Annotated in this window: 15 protein-coding genes; 5 read left to right on the top strand and 10 right to left on the bottom strand. The window is 72.7% G+C overall.

The annotated features are described in order from the left end of the window. Positions 1 to 27: 27 nt before the first annotated feature. The 8 genes from DEJ47_RS11280 to DEJ47_RS11245 all read right to left on the bottom strand — a co-directional run bounded on the left by DEJ47_RS11280 (position 28) and on the right by DEJ47_RS11245 (position 10,944). Entirely contained in the window at positions 28 to 255 is a 228-nt protein-coding gene (locus DEJ47_RS11280) for a Trm112 family protein (protein WP_150167412.1), read from the bottom strand. After that, complete coding sequence (locus DEJ47_RS11275; protein WP_150167410.1) at positions 252 to 1,160, bottom strand: hypothetical protein; 909 nt, start codon at positions 1,158 to 1,160, stop codon at positions 252 to 254. Before DEJ47_RS11275 ends, DEJ47_RS11280 begins: the two co-directional genes overlap by 4 nt. A gap of 14 nt (positions 1,161 to 1,174) precedes the next feature. Further along, on the bottom strand, positions 1,175 to 1,924 hold the full coding sequence (locus DEJ47_RS11270) for a class I SAM-dependent methyltransferase (RefSeq protein WP_150167407.1): 750 nt from the start codon (positions 1,922 to 1,924) through the stop codon (positions 1,175 to 1,177). Further along, a complete protein-coding gene (locus tag DEJ47_RS11265) occupies positions 1,921 to 3,333 on the bottom strand; it encodes a condensation protein (protein ID WP_150167405.1) in 1,413 nt (470 codons plus the stop codon). Before DEJ47_RS11265 ends, DEJ47_RS11270 begins: the two co-directional genes overlap by 4 nt. After that, on the bottom strand, positions 3,330 to 7,769 hold the full coding sequence (locus DEJ47_RS11260; protein ID WP_150175557.1) for an alpha-(1->3)-arabinofuranosyltransferase: 4,440 nt from the start codon (positions 7,767 to 7,769) through the stop codon (positions 3,330 to 3,332). The genes DEJ47_RS11265 and DEJ47_RS11260 overlap by 4 nt, the downstream gene beginning before the upstream one ends. Next, positions 7,766 to 8,485, bottom strand: coding sequence for a class I SAM-dependent methyltransferase (locus DEJ47_RS11255; protein ID WP_150167403.1), 720 nt, complete (start codon positions 8,483 to 8,485; stop codon positions 7,766 to 7,768). Before DEJ47_RS11255 ends, DEJ47_RS11260 begins: the two co-directional genes overlap by 4 nt. Further along, entirely contained in the window at positions 8,482 to 9,699 is a 1,218-nt protein-coding gene (locus DEJ47_RS11250) for a glycosyltransferase family 4 protein (protein ID WP_150167401.1), read from the bottom strand. Before DEJ47_RS11250 ends, DEJ47_RS11255 begins: the two co-directional genes overlap by 4 nt. Before the next feature lie 210 nt (positions 9,700 to 9,909). Beyond that, positions 9,910 to 10,944 carry a DUF3068 domain-containing protein gene (locus DEJ47_RS11245; RefSeq protein WP_150167399.1) on the bottom strand — a complete coding sequence of 345 codons (1,035 nt, stop codon included), beginning with the start codon at positions 10,942 to 10,944 and terminating at the stop codon, positions 9,910 to 9,912. Positions 10,945 to 11,184: 240 nt separating this feature from the next. Here DEJ47_RS11245 and DEJ47_RS36400 point away from each other — a divergent pair, with 240 nt between their 5' ends. The 3 genes from DEJ47_RS36400 (at position 11,185) to DEJ47_RS11235 (ending at position 13,557) form a co-directional block, all read left to right on the top strand. Beyond that, positions 11,185 to 11,337 (top strand): hypothetical protein, encoded by a 153-nt coding sequence (locus DEJ47_RS36400; protein ID WP_165283971.1) that lies wholly within the window; start codon positions 11,185 to 11,187, stop codon positions 11,335 to 11,337. A gap of 6 nt (positions 11,338 to 11,343) precedes the next feature. After that, entirely contained in the window at positions 11,344 to 12,726 is a 1,383-nt protein-coding gene (locus DEJ47_RS11240) for a helix-turn-helix domain-containing protein (protein WP_223828308.1), read from the top strand. A gap of 102 nt (positions 12,727 to 12,828) precedes the next feature. Next, complete coding sequence (locus DEJ47_RS11235; RefSeq protein WP_150167397.1) at positions 12,829 to 13,557, top strand: hypothetical protein; 729 nt, start codon at positions 12,829 to 12,831, stop codon at positions 13,555 to 13,557. 31 nt (positions 13,558 to 13,588) lie between these two features. Here DEJ47_RS11235 and DEJ47_RS11230 read toward each other — a convergent pair whose 3' ends face one another. Further along, positions 13,589 to 14,059: a MarR family winged helix-turn-helix transcriptional regulator gene (locus DEJ47_RS11230; RefSeq protein ID WP_150167394.1), complete on the bottom strand. Its 471-nt coding sequence runs from the start codon at positions 14,057 to 14,059 to the stop codon at positions 13,589 to 13,591. A gap of 108 nt (positions 14,060 to 14,167) precedes the next feature. On the opposite strand from DEJ47_RS11230, the gene DEJ47_RS11225 reads away from it, so the two are divergent. Together DEJ47_RS11225 and DEJ47_RS11220 are read left to right on the top strand one after the other, a co-directional pair. Further along, positions 14,168 to 15,202: an NADP-dependent oxidoreductase gene (locus tag DEJ47_RS11225; protein ID WP_150167392.1), complete on the top strand. Its 1,035-nt coding sequence runs from the start codon at positions 14,168 to 14,170 to the stop codon at positions 15,200 to 15,202. 97 nt (positions 15,203 to 15,299) lie between these two features. Further along, entirely contained in the window at positions 15,300 to 15,728 is a 429-nt protein-coding gene (locus DEJ47_RS11220; protein ID WP_150167390.1) for an organic hydroperoxide resistance protein, read from the top strand. A gap of 49 nt (positions 15,729 to 15,777) precedes the next feature. Here DEJ47_RS11220 and DEJ47_RS11215 read toward each other — a convergent pair whose 3' ends face one another. Further along, entirely contained in the window at positions 15,778 to 16,953 is a 1,176-nt protein-coding gene (locus tag DEJ47_RS11215; RefSeq protein WP_150167388.1) for a serine hydrolase domain-containing protein, read from the bottom strand. Positions 16,954 to 17,002: the final 49 nt, after the last annotated feature.

The following is a 17,002-nucleotide window of genomic DNA, read 5'->3' as shown; positions in this document are numbered from 1 at the left end:
GGACCCTCTCGTCACGGGGTGTTCTCGTCACGGGGACATGCGCTGGAGCAGCTGCTCGTGCTCCTCCTCGGGGACCTGCTCGCCGGAGGAGGGGAGCAGCTGGGGTATGCCGTCGAGGACCGGGTAGCGGCGCCGCAGCCGGGGGTTGTACAGCGACTCCTCCGGTACGAGGGGTTCCTCGGCGGCGAGCAGGTGCAGGGGGCCCTTGTCGAGCGGGCACGCGAGGATCTTCAGCAGCGGGTCTTCGGGGTTCATCCGCTGGTCAACTCCTTGGGAGCGGTCGAGGGAGGGGGAGGTGCCGTGTCGTGCTTCGGCATGGCGACGAGGACGGACACGGCGAGGACCGTGCCCGCGATGCGCAGCGTGAGGCGCACCGGTTCGTGCGGCAGTGCCTCGCCGAACGCCAGCGTCCCCAGCACCGCCGTGAACAGTGACGTCACCGTGGTGCACACGGGGACGATGAGGGACGCCCGGCAGCGCTGGAGGGCCGCCTGCGACATGACCAGGCCGAACGCGCCGGTGAAGAGCAGCAGGTAGGGGTAGGGCGAGCGCAGCAGGTCGCCGACCGCGCCGCCGATGTCCTCCGTCGTCAGATAGCTGGACACGCCTTTGATGGCGAGTGAACTCACCCCGTACAGGAGCCCGACCGCGACGCCGTACTCGACGCCCGCCGTCGGCATGCGGTGCCGGTGCTTGGCGCGGCGCTCCGCGGAGCCGTACAGCCAGACGCCCGCGGCGAGCGAGGGCAGGCACACGGTGAGGATCAGTGGCACGGGCGCGCCGTGGCCGACCGTGTCGTTGTCCTCGTTGAGGGAGAGGACCACCATCAGGAGCGCGATCAGGATCCCGGCGACCGCGTACCGCTCACGGCCCGACGTCCGCTCGCCGAGCAGGACGGAGGAGAGCAGCAGGAGAAGGACGAGACCCGACACGAAGATGCCCTGCGCCGCGGCGATCGGCAGTGTGCGGTACACGGCGAGCTGCGCGCCGAAGCCCGCCGCGAGGGCCAGCGAGCCGCCGATCCACAGCGGGCTGCCGAGCACCTGGCGCAGCAGCCGCGCGGGGCTGCGGACGCTCACCGACGGCATCGCCGTCAACGCCCGTTTCTCCAGGACGAAACCGGTGCTGTAGAGCAGGTTCGCGATCAGCGCCGCGGCCACGCCCCACCACATGGTCAGGCCTTTCGGGCGTGCAGCAGGAGGATCGACGCGGCGCTCGGTACGGCGCAGGCCAGCCGGTCCAGGGCGCGCAGCGGGCGTGGCACGCCATGGAAGGGTGCCCCCGACAGGCGTACGACCTCGAAGCCGGACGCGGCGACGAACTCGCGCAGCGCGCGTGCCGTGTAGAGCCGCAGGTGCCCCACGACCTCCTTGCCCGGCCTGCCGTGGATGCCGCGCAGGCTCACCTCGGAGAACACGGGCTGCACTCCGGCGAGAAGCAGGCCGCGGTTGTACCAGGCGGCGAGGTTCGGGGTGGACAGCATCAGGTGCCCGCCCGGTCGCAGCACCCTTCTCAGCTCGTCCAGGGCGCTGTCCGGGTCGACGAGGTGCTCGACGACCTCGCTGAACAGCACGGCGTCGGCCGCCCCGTCGGCGAACGGCAGTCCGCCGTCGGAGAGTTCGCCGCGCACGACGTACGGCAGGCGGGCGTGTGCGCGCTTCAGGGCGTCCTGCGACCAGTCCACGCCGACGACGCGGTGCCCGGCGAGGAGCGGCGCCGCGGTCGCCGCCGCCGTGCCGTCGCCGCAGCCGATGTCGAGGACCGTGGCGGTGCGGGTGGTGGCGGGGCCGAGCGCGGCGGCGAGGATGCGGGCCTGGCGGATGGAGCGGGCGTCGCCCGACGCGACGGGGACGGCCGGGTTCTCGTAGAAGTCCCGGAGTCCTTTCGGGCGTTGGCGGGCGGTGGTCGTGGGGGCGCTGGTCACGTGGACCCCCCGTGGGTCTCGTGGGGTTCGGTGTGTTCCGTCGCGTGGAGGTAGTGCTCGAACAGGTCGCGCAGGTGCGAGCCGTCGCCGTGGCTGAGCAGCGTCTTCGACCAGCGCAGGGCGAGGTGCAGCCGGCCCGCCGTCGACGCGGTGGTCACGGTGAGGCCGCGTGGCAGCCGGGCGGGCGCGGAGAACCAGACGGCGTGCGCGCGGCCCGCGTCGCCGAAGTCCAGGGCGTAGGGGACCCGGCCGATGTTGCTCAGGAGCGTCGTCGACGTCCAGGGCGCGGCGGCCCTGCGCAGGCCCCGCGTGACGGCGGCGCGGAGGGTGACGGGCAGGACGGGCGCGGTCAGGAGCGTCGCGCCGTGGCCCAGTTGGGGGCGGGAGAGCGCCTTGAGGGCGCGGGTTCTCTCGGAGGTGCGGCGCAGGAGGTCGCGGGTGGCCTCCGGGGTCCAGTCCCGTGCGGCCAACTCGTCCGCGCCGAAGGGGACTTCCACCAGCCGGGTGCCGTTGCCGATCGGCATGGTGGCGTCCCGGGGACGGTCGTCCACGGGCATCGTGATGCGGAACGGGCGCGGGCGGGCGCCGTGCTCACGGTTCCAGTGGGCGATCATCAGCGCGGTGGCGACCATGAGCTGGTCGTTCACGGTGAACGGGGACCCCTTGGGGCGCTTCGGCACGGGCAGCTCCGCGACGAGCATGCCGTTGCCGGGGGAGGGCTCGGGCCGCCCCTTCGCGACCCGGGCGGGGGGCGCCCAGCCCGAGGGCGCGTCGGCAGGGGTCTGCTCGGCCGTCGCCTGTGGCGCGGCGGGGGCTCGGGTGGGGGGCGCCGCCGGGGAGTTGTCCTCGCCCCCGTACAGCTCGGCGGCGGTGGCGAGCACGCGGAGACAGGCGGGGCCGTCGAGGGCGGTGTGGTTGATGGTGAGGAAGAGGACGGAACCGGGGTCCTTCGCAGAGGAGCTTCCGTCGCCTTCCCCGGACGCGGTGTCCTCGGCGGCCGGGACCTGTGCCACCACCTCCAGCCGGATCGGCGGTGAGGAGGTCAGGGGTGGGGCCTCGGCCAGGGCGCGTTCGCGGGCCCGCTTCAGCGCGTCCGGTTCCGGCGGCGGGAACGTCACCACCTCCACGTCCGGGTCCGGGGTGAGTTCCCACTCGTAGCGGCGGCGGTACCAGGGGCCCCGCGCCTCCCGCATCAGGATGCGCGGGTGACGGCGCAGGGCCTCCGTGAAGGCGGCCCGGAGGCGGGCCTGGTCCGGCGTGCCCGGCAGGTGCACCTCGATGTGCACGGTCTCCGGCTCCTCCTCCTGGAGGCAGTGCCGTGAGACCTCGTCGACGACGGGGAACGGCACGCGCGCGGGCGGCCGCCCGGGTCCTTCCGCGCGTCGTGCCGGGTGTTCCAGTGCGGTCATCGCTGGGTGCCTTCTCCTGTCGTGGACGGGCGCCTGCGGCGCGGGAAACGCATCGTCCGGCCGGGTGGCGCGGGCTCCGGCTGGGCCGATGCCGGGCCACGGGCCGAGACCGTCGGGCCCGCGGCCGTCTCCGGCGCGCCGTCCGTGCCGTCGTCCGCGCGCTTGCGGCGGGGCAGCGGCGGCGTGTGCGCGGCCGGGTCGCGGTCCGTGCCGAGCGGGGGCGTCGCCGGGTCGTGGGTCGGTGCGGGGGCGGGTGTGTACGGCGGGGGGCCGCCGACCGTGTCCGGGCCGTACTCCAACGTTTCCACGGTGCGCCGCCGTGTCTCCCCTACGGTCACCAGCGCCGCGAACAGTGCGATGAGGGCCAGGAGTTGGGCCGCGTGGCCGAACGCTCCCTCGTCGGACGCGACCGGCTCGCCTGCTCCCGTCGCCGCCGCGATGCCCGCCCCCGCCATCGCGAGGAACGCGATCGGCACCAGCAGCGCGTGCCGCCACCACGCGAGGAGGGCGAGCGCGGGGACCAGGAGTGCGAACGGTCCCGCGATCACCGCGGCCACCAGCGTGAGCGCCACCGTGCCGAGGACGATGCCCGGGGCGGGCGGCGCGGCGGTCGGGCCGTCCGTGTTCGGGTCGCGCCGCCGTACGAGGACCAGCGCCACCAGGGCGAGGACGCCGACACCGGCGAGGATCAGGCCGATCTCGTAGATCTGCGACGGCTCGTAGGTCAGCTTGACCGTGCCGCCCTCGCCGTTCGGCACCAGCCAGCCCTGCTGCCAGCCGTCGAGCCGGACGGACGTCAGCTCCTTGCCGTTGAGCGTCGCCTTCCAGCCGTCGTTCACGTTCTCGTACGTCGTGAGGTACGAGGCCGCGCCCGAGCCGACCGTCAGCTCGCGGCGGTCGCCCAGCCAGTCCTTGACCTTCAGCTCGCGCGCGGCCGTGTCGGGCGCCGCCGGCGTGCCGGTGGTCAGGGACGCGTCCATGACGGCGAGCGGACCCGCGTCACCCGTCTCCAGGCTGTGCGCCCCCGCGTCGAGGCGGACCGACGGCGACTTCTCGCCCTCCTGGCAGAGCGTGATGTCGACCGGGCGCCGGTCGGTGAGGTCCCGGACCCTGCCCTTCGCGCTCGTCTCGTACAGCTCGCCGTCGATCGAGAGGACCGGGCCCTGGCCGCACGGCAGCGAGAAGCGGTCCTTCGGGTCGGGCTGCTTCGTGCGGTACTTGTCGAGCGCGGGGACGTACACCTCGGTGAGACCCACCGGCAGCTGGAGGTCGTCGTCCGCGACCGGGTTGTGGACCGTCAGCGGCGCCGTCTCCGTGATGGTGATGTCCATCTCGTCGGTGGTGATCGGCGCGAAGCGGGCGTTGCCGTTCTCGTCGACGCCCGCGGTCGCCGCGCCGTCCGGCGAGCTGATCTCGATCTTCACGGGCCGCGTGGACAGACCGCCCGCCGCGGGCAGCACGATCTCGCCGACCGGCGTCTTGCCCGGCCACTTGAGGTGGATGACGGGCCGGTTGTCGCTGCCCGCGACCCACGCCGTGGTCAGGTCGCCGTCGGTGAGGTTGCGCGGCGAGAGACCGCTGCCGAGCTTCGCGGTGGAGTCGGCCGTCGCGATGATCTGCTGCTCCTGCTCGGGCGCCACCTTGTACAGCAGCTCGTCGAGTTCACGGCCCGGCACGGCCACCGCGCTCGCCTTCACGTCGTACGCGCCCTCCGCCGTCGTCGTGAAGCGGCGGTGCAGCCCCGATTCGGTGTCCACCTGCGAGAAGGCGCCCGGGTCGGACGTGCGGTGCAGGGAGTACGTCGTGGACTTCGCGTCGGTGGACTTCTCCGCGTCCGTCGGGAGCTGGAGGAGGCGGGTGACCCGCACCTCGGGGATGGAGATCTCCGAGAAGCCCGCGCCGGTGAGACCGGGCCGTGCCACCTGCGTGTCCAGGATCGTGATCTTCACGAAGTCCGTGGAGCCGGCCTTGGCCTTTACGCGCTGCGGCTGCCCGTCGGGCCGGAGGGGGCTGGTGATGCTGCCGTGCTCCGTCTCCACCCGGATCCGGGTGGGCGCCGCCCGCGTGCCGTTCTGCGGCAGCGGGGTGACGCGGAACGAGGAAGGCACCGTGACCTTCGTGGTGAACTCCGCCTTGATCCACTCGCCGTCCGCCGACCCGGCGTTGCCCTCCGCCCAGGCCGTGGCCGGGTTTCCGTCGAAGGCGTTCGCCGGGTCGTACTGCGGCAGGTGGAAGAGCCAGTTGCCGTAGCTGGACGCCGACACCGACTTGGCACCCCGCAGCTCCGACGTCGTCTGGTGCTCGACGCCCTTGCTCGGCAGGATCTGGTGCGGTTTCTCGTCGGGGTTCTGCAGCGCGTCGACCGCGTTCCGCTCGTCACGCCCGTACGTGTACGAGGTGTTGGAGTTGACCAGCCCGAAGCGGGTGTCGGCGCGGCGCATGCCGTCACCGACCGCCTGCAGGGCGGGGGCTCCGATGCCCGGATGGTTGTCTCCGGTCAGGACGGTGGGGCGGTCGCGCATCGACGGGTCGGCGGAGAGCGGAAGCAGGGATTCGGGGCCGCCGCTGACGACCGCCGTGTTCGACACCGGCTTCAGGCCCGCCTGGCCGGGTCGCTCGGCGCCCTCCGCGGGGGCGTAGATCTCGACCGCGCGCTGGCGCGGGTAGAGGCCCTCCACCTGGACCGGGGTGTCGTCGGGGATGATGCCGCCGGTGGTCTGCGGTCCGAAGCCGGTGACGCGGCGGAAACCGGACTCCTCCAGGGTCCGCTTGACCGTCGCGGTGGGCACGTTGCCGACCTGGTCCGGGTCGAGGTCGTTGCGCACGACGACGTAGTACAGACCGGCCCGCGTCACGAAGTCGCGCAGACCGGGCACTTCGGCGCCGGTCATCAGCGCCTGCTCGACGGCGTCCATCGCGCGCCGGTTGCCCGGGGCGCCGAACGGCACGTAGTCGCGCTGCGCCCAGCGCGAGTCGGCGAGCACGTCGAGGGGCTGGTCGATGGGGGAGCCCCAGGTGTAGATGCCGTGCGCGGTGGCGGGCACCACGAGGGCGCGCGAGTCGGGCGAGTACTTCTCCAGCCAGTCGGCCGTCGTCTGCCAGTACGTGGGCAGCTTCTGGAACGAACCGGGCTGCAGGATCGACCCGTTGACGTAGGGCAGGGCGAGCCCGGGAAGGACAAGGACCGCCGCGATCAGCGGCGCGTACCGCCTGCCGCGCACCCGCCGGGCTCCGCGCGCCTGCGCGGCCACGCCCACCAGGTGCATCAGGCCGAAGACCAGCGCGAGTGCGAGACCCGTCTGGAACTTGTAGATGTTGCGGAAGGGGACGAGTCCGCCGTCGAGCCACGACTGGACCGTGCCGTGGAAGGGTGCGCCGAACGCGCCGCCGTACCCGGCGAGCGTCACCAGGGCGACCGACAGGACGGTCAGGACCAGCCAGCGCCGCTCCGGCAGGTCACGTCGCGCAAGACCCGCGAGCCCCAGTGCGGCGGCGAGCGCCGAGCAGACGACGGCGACGACGGCCGTCGCCACGGTCCACCCCGCGGGCAGCCAGGCCTCGCCGAAGTGCAGGTACGCGACCCAGTTGCCGGCGCCGCGCAGCGCCTCGGTCGCCGACATCGTGCCCGTCGTGGTCGCCGAGTCCTCGACGAACGGCAGGAAGTTCTCGCCGTAGATGCCGAGCATCAGGAGCGGTACGACCCACCACGCCGTGGCCAGGACGACGCCCGGCACCCACCACGTGATCAGCTTCCGCTTGCGTGGGCCGTTCGGGCGGGACAGCAGGTACAGGCCCACGGGCAGCAGCGAGGCGAGCGTCGCCGCCGCGTTCACACCACCCATGAACGGGATGATCAGCGCCGAGCGGCACGCCGCGATGCGCGCGCTGAACCGGTCGTCGGCCAGCGGCAGCAGCACCCACGGCAGGAACGCGCCGGGCAGCGCCGCCGCCGACGTCGAGCCGATGACCACGGTGAACGTCGGCCACAGCGCGTACACCACCGCGCCGAGCAGCCGGCTGTGGCGGCTGCCGATGCCCAGGCGTTCGGCGAGCCGCAGCGCGCCCCAGAACGCGACCGCCACGATCAGCGAGAACCAGAGCCGCTCCGCCAGCCACACCGGCAGCTGCACGAGGTCGGCCAGGCCGTAGAACGGCAGCATCGGGAAGGCGTAGCCGACGTACTGGTCCTGGATGCCGCCGAAGCCGCCCCTGTCGTGCCAGAGCTGCCCCAGGTCGGAGAGGAACTGCCAGGGGTCGACGGCGACACCGAGTTTGGTGTCGAACGTCATCCGCCCCGGCTTCACCGCGAGGAAGGAGACGAACACCACGGCCCAGAACCCCACGAGCCAGCGCCGCGAGCGCGGCCCCCGCGAGGGTTCAGGGGCAGCGGTCGTGGGTCTTGCGGCCGCCGGGGGTGGGGCCTGGACCGTGGTCATGGACACCGCCTGAGGATGAGGAGGAGATTCCAGGTCGCGAACTCGCGCACACCCGGCACCTTGGTGATCGCCCCGGCCAGGAAGGGCCAGTAGCGGGAGCGCGCCGACACGATCTCCACGTCGTCGCGGCCGCGCACCTGGCGCAGCGTCGCTCCGACGTGGTGGACGAAGAGGTTCTCGCCGAGCGTGTGCTTCGCGGCCTTGCCGTTACGTCGTTCATAGCGGGCCCGGGCCCGTTCGGCGCCCAGATAGTGCCAGGGCGCCCATTCGTGACCGCCCCACGGGGACAGCCAGTTGGTGAACGAGACGTAGATCAGTCCGCCGGGCCTGGTGACCCGGACCATCTCGCTCAGGAACGTCTGCGGGTCGTCGACGTGCTCCAGGACGTTCGAGGAGAACGTGACGTCGGCGACGCCGTCCGCGAGGGGCAGCAGGTACCCGTCGGCGACGACCGCGCCCTCGGGCGGCTTGGGCCCCAGCTCGGCGGGGTCGGGCTCGAAGAGGAAGGACTGCGCGCCGCGCCGCCGGAACTCCTCCGTGAAGTAACCGCCACCGCCGCCGATGTCGACGACGACGCGGCCGTTCACCGGTCCGTACGCCTCGACCTGGTCGGCGGCGTCGCGGGCGAGGAGTGTGTAGCACCGCTCGGGCTCCTGCTGCTCGCGCAGGAAGGCCCGGAAGAGCGTGGCGGAGCGGCGCAGCGAAGGGTCCTTCACGCAGACCTCGGGGGAGTCGGGGGTCCTTGGGGCGCCTGGTCCTTGGACACGGGGCGTCCCTGGGACACCTGGTGTGCGGCGACCGCTTCGGCCGCCACGGCCTGGAACTGCCGCACGGTGTTGCCCCAGCGGAACTGGACGGCCCGCTCCCCGGCGGCCTTGCCGAGGGCCCTGCGGCGCTCGGCGCTGAGCGCGAGGGTGCACCAGGCGGCGGCGAAGGAGCTCTCGCCCCGGGCGAGGAGACCGGTCACACCGTCCTCCACGGAGTCGCGTACGCCCGGCACGTCGAAACCGATGGAGGGCGTCGAGCGGGTCGCCGCCTCGGTGATGACGAGCCCCCAGCCCTCCACCGCCGACGGATGCAGCAGCATCCACGCCTCACAGAGCAGCCGGTGCTTCTCCGCCTCCGAGACATGTCCCTTGAACTCGACTCCGGGACCGGCGAGTTGTTCGAGCCGTTGCCGTTCGGGGCCGTCGCCCACGATCACGAGGCGGCCGCCCGTGACGGGTCTGACCCGCTCCCAGAGCCGCAGCAGCAGATCGATGCGCTTGTACTCGACGAGCCGGCCCATCGCCAGGAACATCGGGTCGTCGGAGCGGGCGTGCAGCGGGCCCGGCTCCTCCACCCCGTTGTGCACGATGCGGATGCGGTCCCGGTCGACGCCGATGGCGCGCAGCGCCGTGGCCGTCGACGGCGAGACGGCCACGAGGAGATTGCCGCGCTGCGCGCCCGAGAGCGCCCAGTGTTCGAGTCTCCGGCCGATCCGGGCCGCGGGGGCGAGCGCGCCCTGGAAGCGCATCCCCCACAGGTCGGTGTGGACGTGGTTGACGAGGCACAGGGTGGGCCCGCGGTGCCACAGCGGCGCCAGGTACGGCATGCCGTTGCAGACCTCGACGAGCAGGTCGCAGTCGCCGACCTGCCGCGTGAACGCGGTGCGGGCCCGCAGGTAGTGGCCGAGGTCGCCGCCGGCCGACACGACTCGGTAGTCGCGGTAGGCGGCCGGCCCGCCGCACAGCAAGGTGACCTGGTGGCCCTGTTTGCTGAGGCCGTCGGCGAGCCGGTCGACGAGGAGTTCGGAGCCGCCCGCGGCCGGGTTGCCGAGGTCGCGGTGGGCGAGGAAGACGATCCGGCGCGGCTGTGGGGGAAGCGCCGGAACACGCTCCGCGCGGCGTGGGGTGGCCGCGCGCAGCGAGGACGGTACGTGCTGGGGCATGCGTGCTCCAACTCGTCTCAGGGTGCGGAACTGTGGGGGGTCCGGTCGGGCGGAACGATCCTGCTGGGTTCTGCGGGGTGGTGCTCCATGCGGGGTCGTGCGGTGGTGCGGGGACTGTGCGCGGGTGGGGGTGGATAGTTTTCGCCGACCCGTACCGCGCGGCTACTCACCGAAGTGACAATTTCTGCGCTTTCAACAGCTGACGTCTCATCACATCGTGCTGGACTGCAGGGCGGTCGGTGACGTTTCCGGATTCGGACTGTCCGGCTCCGCTCCGCCTCCGCGCCGCCCGGGACCGTTCGCCCCGTCGTCCTGACGCCCTCGTACGACGAGCACGATGCCCGCCACGGCGAGTACCCCGCCCAGCACGCCCGCACCGAGCGGCAGCGTCTCGCCGACCAGTTCCAGCCGACTGCTGTCGTCGTCCGCGAGCTTCACCTGAGCCTTCTGCGTGGCGGGCGTGAACGCGATCCGGTCGCTGTCGAGCAGCACCGTCGCGTCCTTCTCCGACCCGGGCGCGCGCAACGTCTTGCGGGGGCCGATCGCGGCGTAGATGATCCGGCCGGTGCGCTGGTCCGCGACGAGCTCGATGCCGTGGTTGGCGTAGTACTCGTCGGCGATGACCTGGCTCTTCTTCGGCTGCCCGACCATCCGCCCCGGCACCTGGCGCGTGCCCGTCTTGGTGGGCTTCACCGTCGCCGTGAACCTGTATCCCTCGTACCCCTGGATCTTCTTCGTGCCGCGGTACGTGAGCGGCACGGTCGCGCCCAGCGTGTTGTCCCACCAGGTGTAGGACCGCTTCTCCACGTCGAAGGGGAACTTCAGGTACGCCTCGCCCTCGAAGTACGGCTCCTCGCCGCAGCAGTGCACCGGCGCGTTCGTCTTCCGGTCGGTGACCCAGCGCTCCAGCGTCCACTGGAGCGAGTCGTGCGGGTCGGCCGCGGGCAGGGATTTGTCCGGATCCACCGAGGTGGACACGTCCCAGACCGCGCGTCCGCTGTCCTCGCTGTCGGCCACGTCGCCGCGCACCTGACGGGTGATGGTGAGGTCCTTGTCGTGGACCGTCTTGATCTTCTCGGTGTCGAAATAGCTTCCCTTGCCTTTGAAGACGGTCGTGATGTCGACATCCACGGGCGTGCGTTTCGCGCGTGGCTCGACGTACCAGGCCAGCATCGGTGCCAGGACCAGAAGAAACGCGCCGAGCCCGAGAAGGATCAGCGACAGAGGAGAGGCGGTGCGGCGCATTGGGGTCACTCCTGGGCTGAGGGCGGGAGAGTGTTACCGAGCCGTATGGGCCGGGAACCGTAGGCCGACCCTTGACGAAGTGTCAATGCATTGCAGAGACTGAGGACTTGCCGGGCGGGGCCGGCGCGGGCTGTGTGACCAGGACTTCGGCCAGGACTTCGTGGCCGGAACCGGGCCACCGGCCGAGGGACTGCGCGACCGGGGTGGGGACGACCTCCGACAGAGAGGCTGACCCTCGCAATGCACCGACTGCTCGCCGCTTCACTCACCGTCGCCGCCGCGGCGCTCCTCGCCGTGGGCGCGGCCCTCGGCATCGTCGCCCTCCTCGACGCCACGCCGGACCAGCCGAACACGCCACTCGTGCATTACGAGGCCCCGGCTCAGGGGCAGTGAGCGACCGTGGCCGCGACTCATGCCAAGGCGTCCGACGACCTGACGGCTGACGGAGCCTTCCCGGACGGCGGCACTCCGGATGCCGCCCGCACCCGGGACGACCGCCCTTCGGGCGACCGCGCCCCCTTCCGCTCGGCGTGGCGCGACGTACCGCCCCGGCAGGTACGGGAGTTCGCCGCGCTCGCCCTGGAGGAGGTGCCCGCGCTCGCCCAGGACATCCTGCGTGAGATCCGCGCCGAGTACCCCGGCCTGCCCGTCGTCCTCGACGACTCGGGCGAGCCGATGGCGCTGATCGGCATCCGCCGCGCCCTGGAGGGCTTCGTGCAGCAGTTGGCGTCGCAGGAGGGCCGCCCGCGCTACCACCTGGAGGTCTTCCAGGAGTTCGGCCGCGGCGAGGGCCTGCACGGCCGCAGCCTCGACTCGCTCCAGGCCATCTACCGCCTGGGTGTACGTCTCGCCTGGCGCCGCCTCGCCGAGATCGGCCAGCAGATCCAGATCCCGCCGCCCGCCATGTACGAACTCGCCGAGTCCGGTTTCGAGTACCTGGACGGCCTGGTCGACCAGTCCGTACGCGGCTACGCGGAGGCGGCGGCCCGCGAGGCGGGGGAACGGCTGCGCCTGCAACGCAAGTTGATGGAGCTGCTGCTCTCCGAACGGCGCTCCGACAGCGTGCCGGGCTCGTCGTACGGCTCGGGTCACGGCTCAGGCTCGGGCTCCGGAGCCACGGCTCTCGGCAACGGACTCGGCGAGCGCGCCGCCCGCGTCGGCTGGCAGCTGCCCGAACGCGTCGCCGTCGGCGTCCTGCTGCGCCCCGCACCGGAGGCCGTCGCACCCGCCGTCGGCGAGGGCGTCCTGCTCGACATGGAGGCGGAGCAGCCCCGCATGGTCGTGCCCGACCCCGACGCGGCGGGCCGCCCCGAACTGCTGCGCCGCGCCATGACCGGCTGGTCCGGCGCCATCGGCCCGCCCGTGGCCCTCGCCGACGCCGCGAAGTCGCTGCGCTGGGCGGAGGCGGCGGTGCGCCTCATGGAGCGCGGACTGCTGCCCTCCGGCGAGGTCCTGCACTGCACGGAGCACACCGAGGCGCTGGTGCTGCTCCAGCCCGAGGAGCTGATCGAGGACCTGGCCCGCCGCTGCCTGGCACCCCTGGAGCACTGCGGCCCCGCTCACGGCCGCCGCCTCGCGGAGACCCTCCTGGCCTGGCTGGAGACCCGCGGCGGCGCCCCCGAGGTGGCGGCCCGGCTCGGCGTGCACCCCCAGACGGTCCGCTACCGCCTCCGTCAGATAAGGGAACTCTGGGGCGACGAGGTGGACGACCCCGACCGGCGATTCGAGCTGGAACTCGTGCTGCGGGCCCGCAGGTTGAGGGGACAATTGGGAAGGGCGTGAGCAGGCCGGTGCCCGGAATGGGCCGGACTGCTCGATTCCGCACACAACTTTCACAGCGGCGGCTTCCGCAGTCACCGGCACGGCACTTAGCCTCCATGCCTCATGGACTACTGCCACCCGTGCCGCAGGCACCTCAACGGCGCCCTCGCCTGCCCGGGGTGCGGAACCCCGGCCGAAGCCTGCCGGGAGTACGCGCAGTCCGTCGCCGGGCCGCATGAGGAGCCCGACGCCCACGACGGCGCGTACGAGGAGTCGTCCCCGCGCGTCCGCGGTCGCCGCAAGGAGCGCACCCGCAGGGCGCACCGGCGCAGACGCCGCAAGATCCTGTTCGCGACCGCGGGCCTCGCCCTCGCGGCGGGCGGCCTGAGCCTCGCCGAGCTGGGCACGGAGGGGAGCTCCGGCGACCGGGCGGCCTCCGCGCCGGACGGCGGCGCCGCGGACCCGTCCCCCTCGGAGTCCGCGGGCGCGGACGGGAGCGCTCCCGGCGGCACGACGGCCGAGGACGCGGCGGCCACGTCGTCCCGCCCGAGCGCGGACGCTTCCAAGGACGCCGAGGCGCGGGACAAGGACGGGCAGGGAGAGAAGAAGCGGGACGACGCCGAGGCCGGGGACGGCGACGCCGGCAGCGGCGAGCGGGACCCGGGAAGCGAGGCGGGCGGGGGCGACGACGGTCCCGGTGCGCCCACCTCCACCGCGCCCCCGCCGCAGGGCGGCACCCCGGACACGCCCGACCCGACGTCCCCGCCTCCCGCGGACGACCCGGAGCCGACGCGCCCTCCGGAGCCCGAGCCCACCGAGACGTGCGACCGCTTCCTGTGGTGGTGCACGTAAGCGGTGTCGCCGTGAGCGGCGGCTCGGCCGCTCAGGTCGTCGCCCCGCCGGCCATCCTCCGCAGCAGCCCGCGCAGCACCAGCCGCTCCTCGCGTGACAGTTCCGCCAGGGGCTCGCGTGCGAAGTCCAGGGACTCCCGCAGGCTCCGTGCGACCTCCGCGCCCTGTGCCGTGGGCGCCGCCAGCTTGACGCGGCGGTCGGCCGCGTCGGGGCGCCGCTCGACGAGCCCGCGCGCCTCCAGGCGGTCGACGATGCCCGTGATGTTCGAGGGCTCGCACTTCAGCTTCTGCGCGATGCGGCGCATGGGCATAGGTTCGAGGGAGAGCAGCCCGAGGACGCGGGCCTGTGCCCCGGTCAGCGCGTGCCCGGCGGCGGCCTCCTCGTACTCCTCGTGGTAGCGCGCCACGACCGTGCCGATGAGCTCGACGACTTCGAGCGTCAGCGGGTCGGTGTGAGGAGGGCGGTCGCGAGGTACGCGGTCGCCTGAGCTACTGGTGGCCATGCTGACCAGGCTACCCGTTTACTTGACATCATGAAATATCCAGGAGCATGGTTGTTTTACAACCTCAAGTATTTTCCTGACGCTGATCCGCAGTAGGAGGACGCCCCCATGACCGTCACCCCCGAGCAGCAGCTTCCCTCCGTCAGTCGCGAGTGGCACCTCGTGCGGCGCCCCTCCGGCTGGCCGGTGCCGGAGGACTTCGCGCTGCGCGAGGTTCCCGTGGAGGCCCCCGCCGAGGGCCGCGTCCTCGTGCGCAACCTGCACTTCTCCGTGGACCCGTACATGCGGGGCCGGATGAACGACGTGAAGTCGTACGTGCCGCCGTTCCAGCTCGACCGCCCCATGGAGGGCGGCGCGGTCGGCGAGGTCGTCGCGTCGAACGCCGAGGGCTTCGCCGTGGGCGACCACGTCCTGCACTTCGCGGGCTGGCGCGAGTACGCGTCCGTGCCCGCCCAGCACGCCACGAAGGTCGACCCGGAGGCCGCGCCACTCTCCGCGTACCTCGGCGTCCTCGGCATGACGGGCCTGACCGCGTACGCCGGGCTGCTCGAAGTGGCCTCGTTCAAGGAGGGCGACGCCGTCTTCGTCTCCGGCGCCGCCGGTGCCGTCGGCGGCCAGGTCGGCCAGATCGCCAAGCTGAAGGGCGCCTCGCGCGTCGTCGGCTCGGCCGGCTCGGACGACAAGGTCAAGCTCCTCGTCGAGGAGTACGGCTTCGACGCCGCCTTCAACTACAAGGACGACAAGCCCGTCGCCGAGCAGCTCAAGGAGGCGGCCCCCGACGGCATCGACGTCTACTTCGACAACGTCGGCGGCGAGCACCTGGAGGCCGCGATCAGCCGCCTCAACGTGCACGGCCGCGTCACCATCTGCGGCATGATCGCGGGCTACAACGACACCGAGCCGACCCCCGCCCCGCGCAACCTCGCCCTGGTCATCGGCAAGCGCCTGCGCCTGACGGGCATGCTCGTCCAGGATCACGCGGCGCTGCAGCCCGAGTTCGTGCGCGAGGTCGGCGGGTGGATCCGTTCCGGCGAGCTCAAGTACCGCGAGACGGTCGTCGAGGGCGTCGAGAACGGCGTGGAGGCGTTCCTCGGCATGCTCCGCGGCGAGAACACCGGAAAGATGATCGTCTCCCTCGGCTGAACTGCCCCACCGGCCCACTTCCGGCATCCGATAACCTGATTCCGCAAACCGTGGTTGTGGGCGCGCACCACGTCACATCTCAGGAGGAAAGAGCGTTATGTCCATCCAGAAGATCGACGTCAAGTACACCGCCGTGGCCACCGCGGAGAACGGCCGCGACGGCCGTGTCGCCAGCGACGACGGCAAGCTCGACGTCGTCGTGAACCCGCCGAAGGAGATGGGCGGCAGCGGCGCGGGCACCAACCCGGAGCAGCTCTTCGCCGCCGGCTACAGCGCCTGCTTCCAGGGCGCCCTCGGTGTCGTCGCCCGCAAGGAGAACGCCGACATCTCCGGCTCGACCGTGACCGCGAAGGTCGGCATCGGCCAGAACGAGTCCGGCGGCTTCGGCCTGGAGGTCGCCATCACCGCCTCCATCCCGAACGTGGACGCGGCCACCGCGCAGTCGCTGGTCGAGAAGGCGCACCAGGTGTGCCCGTACTCGAACGCCACGCGCGGCAACATCAAGGTCGAGGTCTCGGCCGCCTGACCGCAGGCCGTACGTCCGTGAGGGCCGCACCCCGCCCCGGGGGCGGCCCTCACGCGTGCCCGGCTCGGCCCGCCGCGATCGCCGCCTCATGGATGGCCCTGACCAGCCGCTCGTTCTCGAAGGCCGGGCCGCCCGGATAGGCGAACCGGCGCCGCGTGTAGCCGTAGGCGAGGCCGCTGCGCGGGTCCGCGAACGCCTGCGACCCCGCCACGCCGCTGTGCCCGATCGTGCCCGCGCCCAGGAACGGGTACACGGCCACCGACGTCGCCTGGAAACCGACCGCGAACGCCTTGAAGGCGCCCGCGACCAGGTCGTGCCCGACGGACTGGACCTGCCCGAACGCGGCGATGGTGTCCGGCGTGAGCAGCGCCTCCCGGCCACCGAGGCCGGTGACCGCCGCCGCGTACATCCCGGCGAGGCCCCGCGCGGACGCCACGCCGCCGATCGACGCGTTCCCCTCGGCGCGCAGGAGCCGGGAGTTGGGCGCCGCCTCCAGGTCGGTGGGCTCGGCCGCGTGCCGGTTGAACGCGAGGGCGTTGAAGGTGTGCGGCTGGGCCGGTTCCGCGTCGAGCAGGGCAGCCTGCTCGGGCGTGGGCGCCATCGGCTGCACGGACCGGAACCGCTTCTCGTGCTCCTCGGGCAGCCCGAGGAAGAAGTCGAGGCCGTACGGTGCGCGGACCCGCTCCTCGTACACCTCCCGCAAGGTCCGCCCGGTGGCGCGGAACACCACCTCGCCGGCGAGGGCCCCGATGGAGAAGGCGTGGTAGCCGAAGGCGCTCCCCGGGCGCCACCACGGGCGCTGCGCGGCGAGGCGCGCGGCGATGGCCCGGTCGTCGGCGAGCTCCTCGGGCGAGAAGCCGACGTCGGGGCCCGCGACGCCCGCCCGGTGCGCGAGCAGCTCCCGCAGGGTCACCGCGCCCTTGCCCTCGGCGGCGAACTCCGGCCAGTACGCGGCGACCACGCGGTCCAGGTCGAGGACGCCGTCCTGCACGAGCAGGGCCACGACGAGGTGGGCGGCGCCCTTGGTGGACGAGAACACGCCGTACAGACTCTCCCCGGTGACGTCCGGGCCCACCCACAGGTCGACGACCCGACGCCCCCGCACGTGGGCGGCCAACTGACCCTCGTATTCGGGCAGTTCGTTCGCGAGTACGGCGGTGAACTCCTCGCGCACCGCCTCGTATCCGTCGGCGACCGTTCCCTGCACTCGGATCTCACGGGTCATGGCGGCGGAACCTCCGGGGCGCGGCGGTGGGACAGTGCCCCGATGAACC

The sequence above is a fragment of the Streptomyces venezuelae genome (assembly GCF_008642355.1).
Taxonomy (GTDB): Bacteria; Actinomycetota; Actinomycetes; order Streptomycetales; family Streptomycetaceae; genus Streptomyces; species Streptomyces venezuelae_B.
Note: the sequence above shows the minus strand (reverse complement) of the source record. Positions and strands in the feature narration are given on the sequence as shown.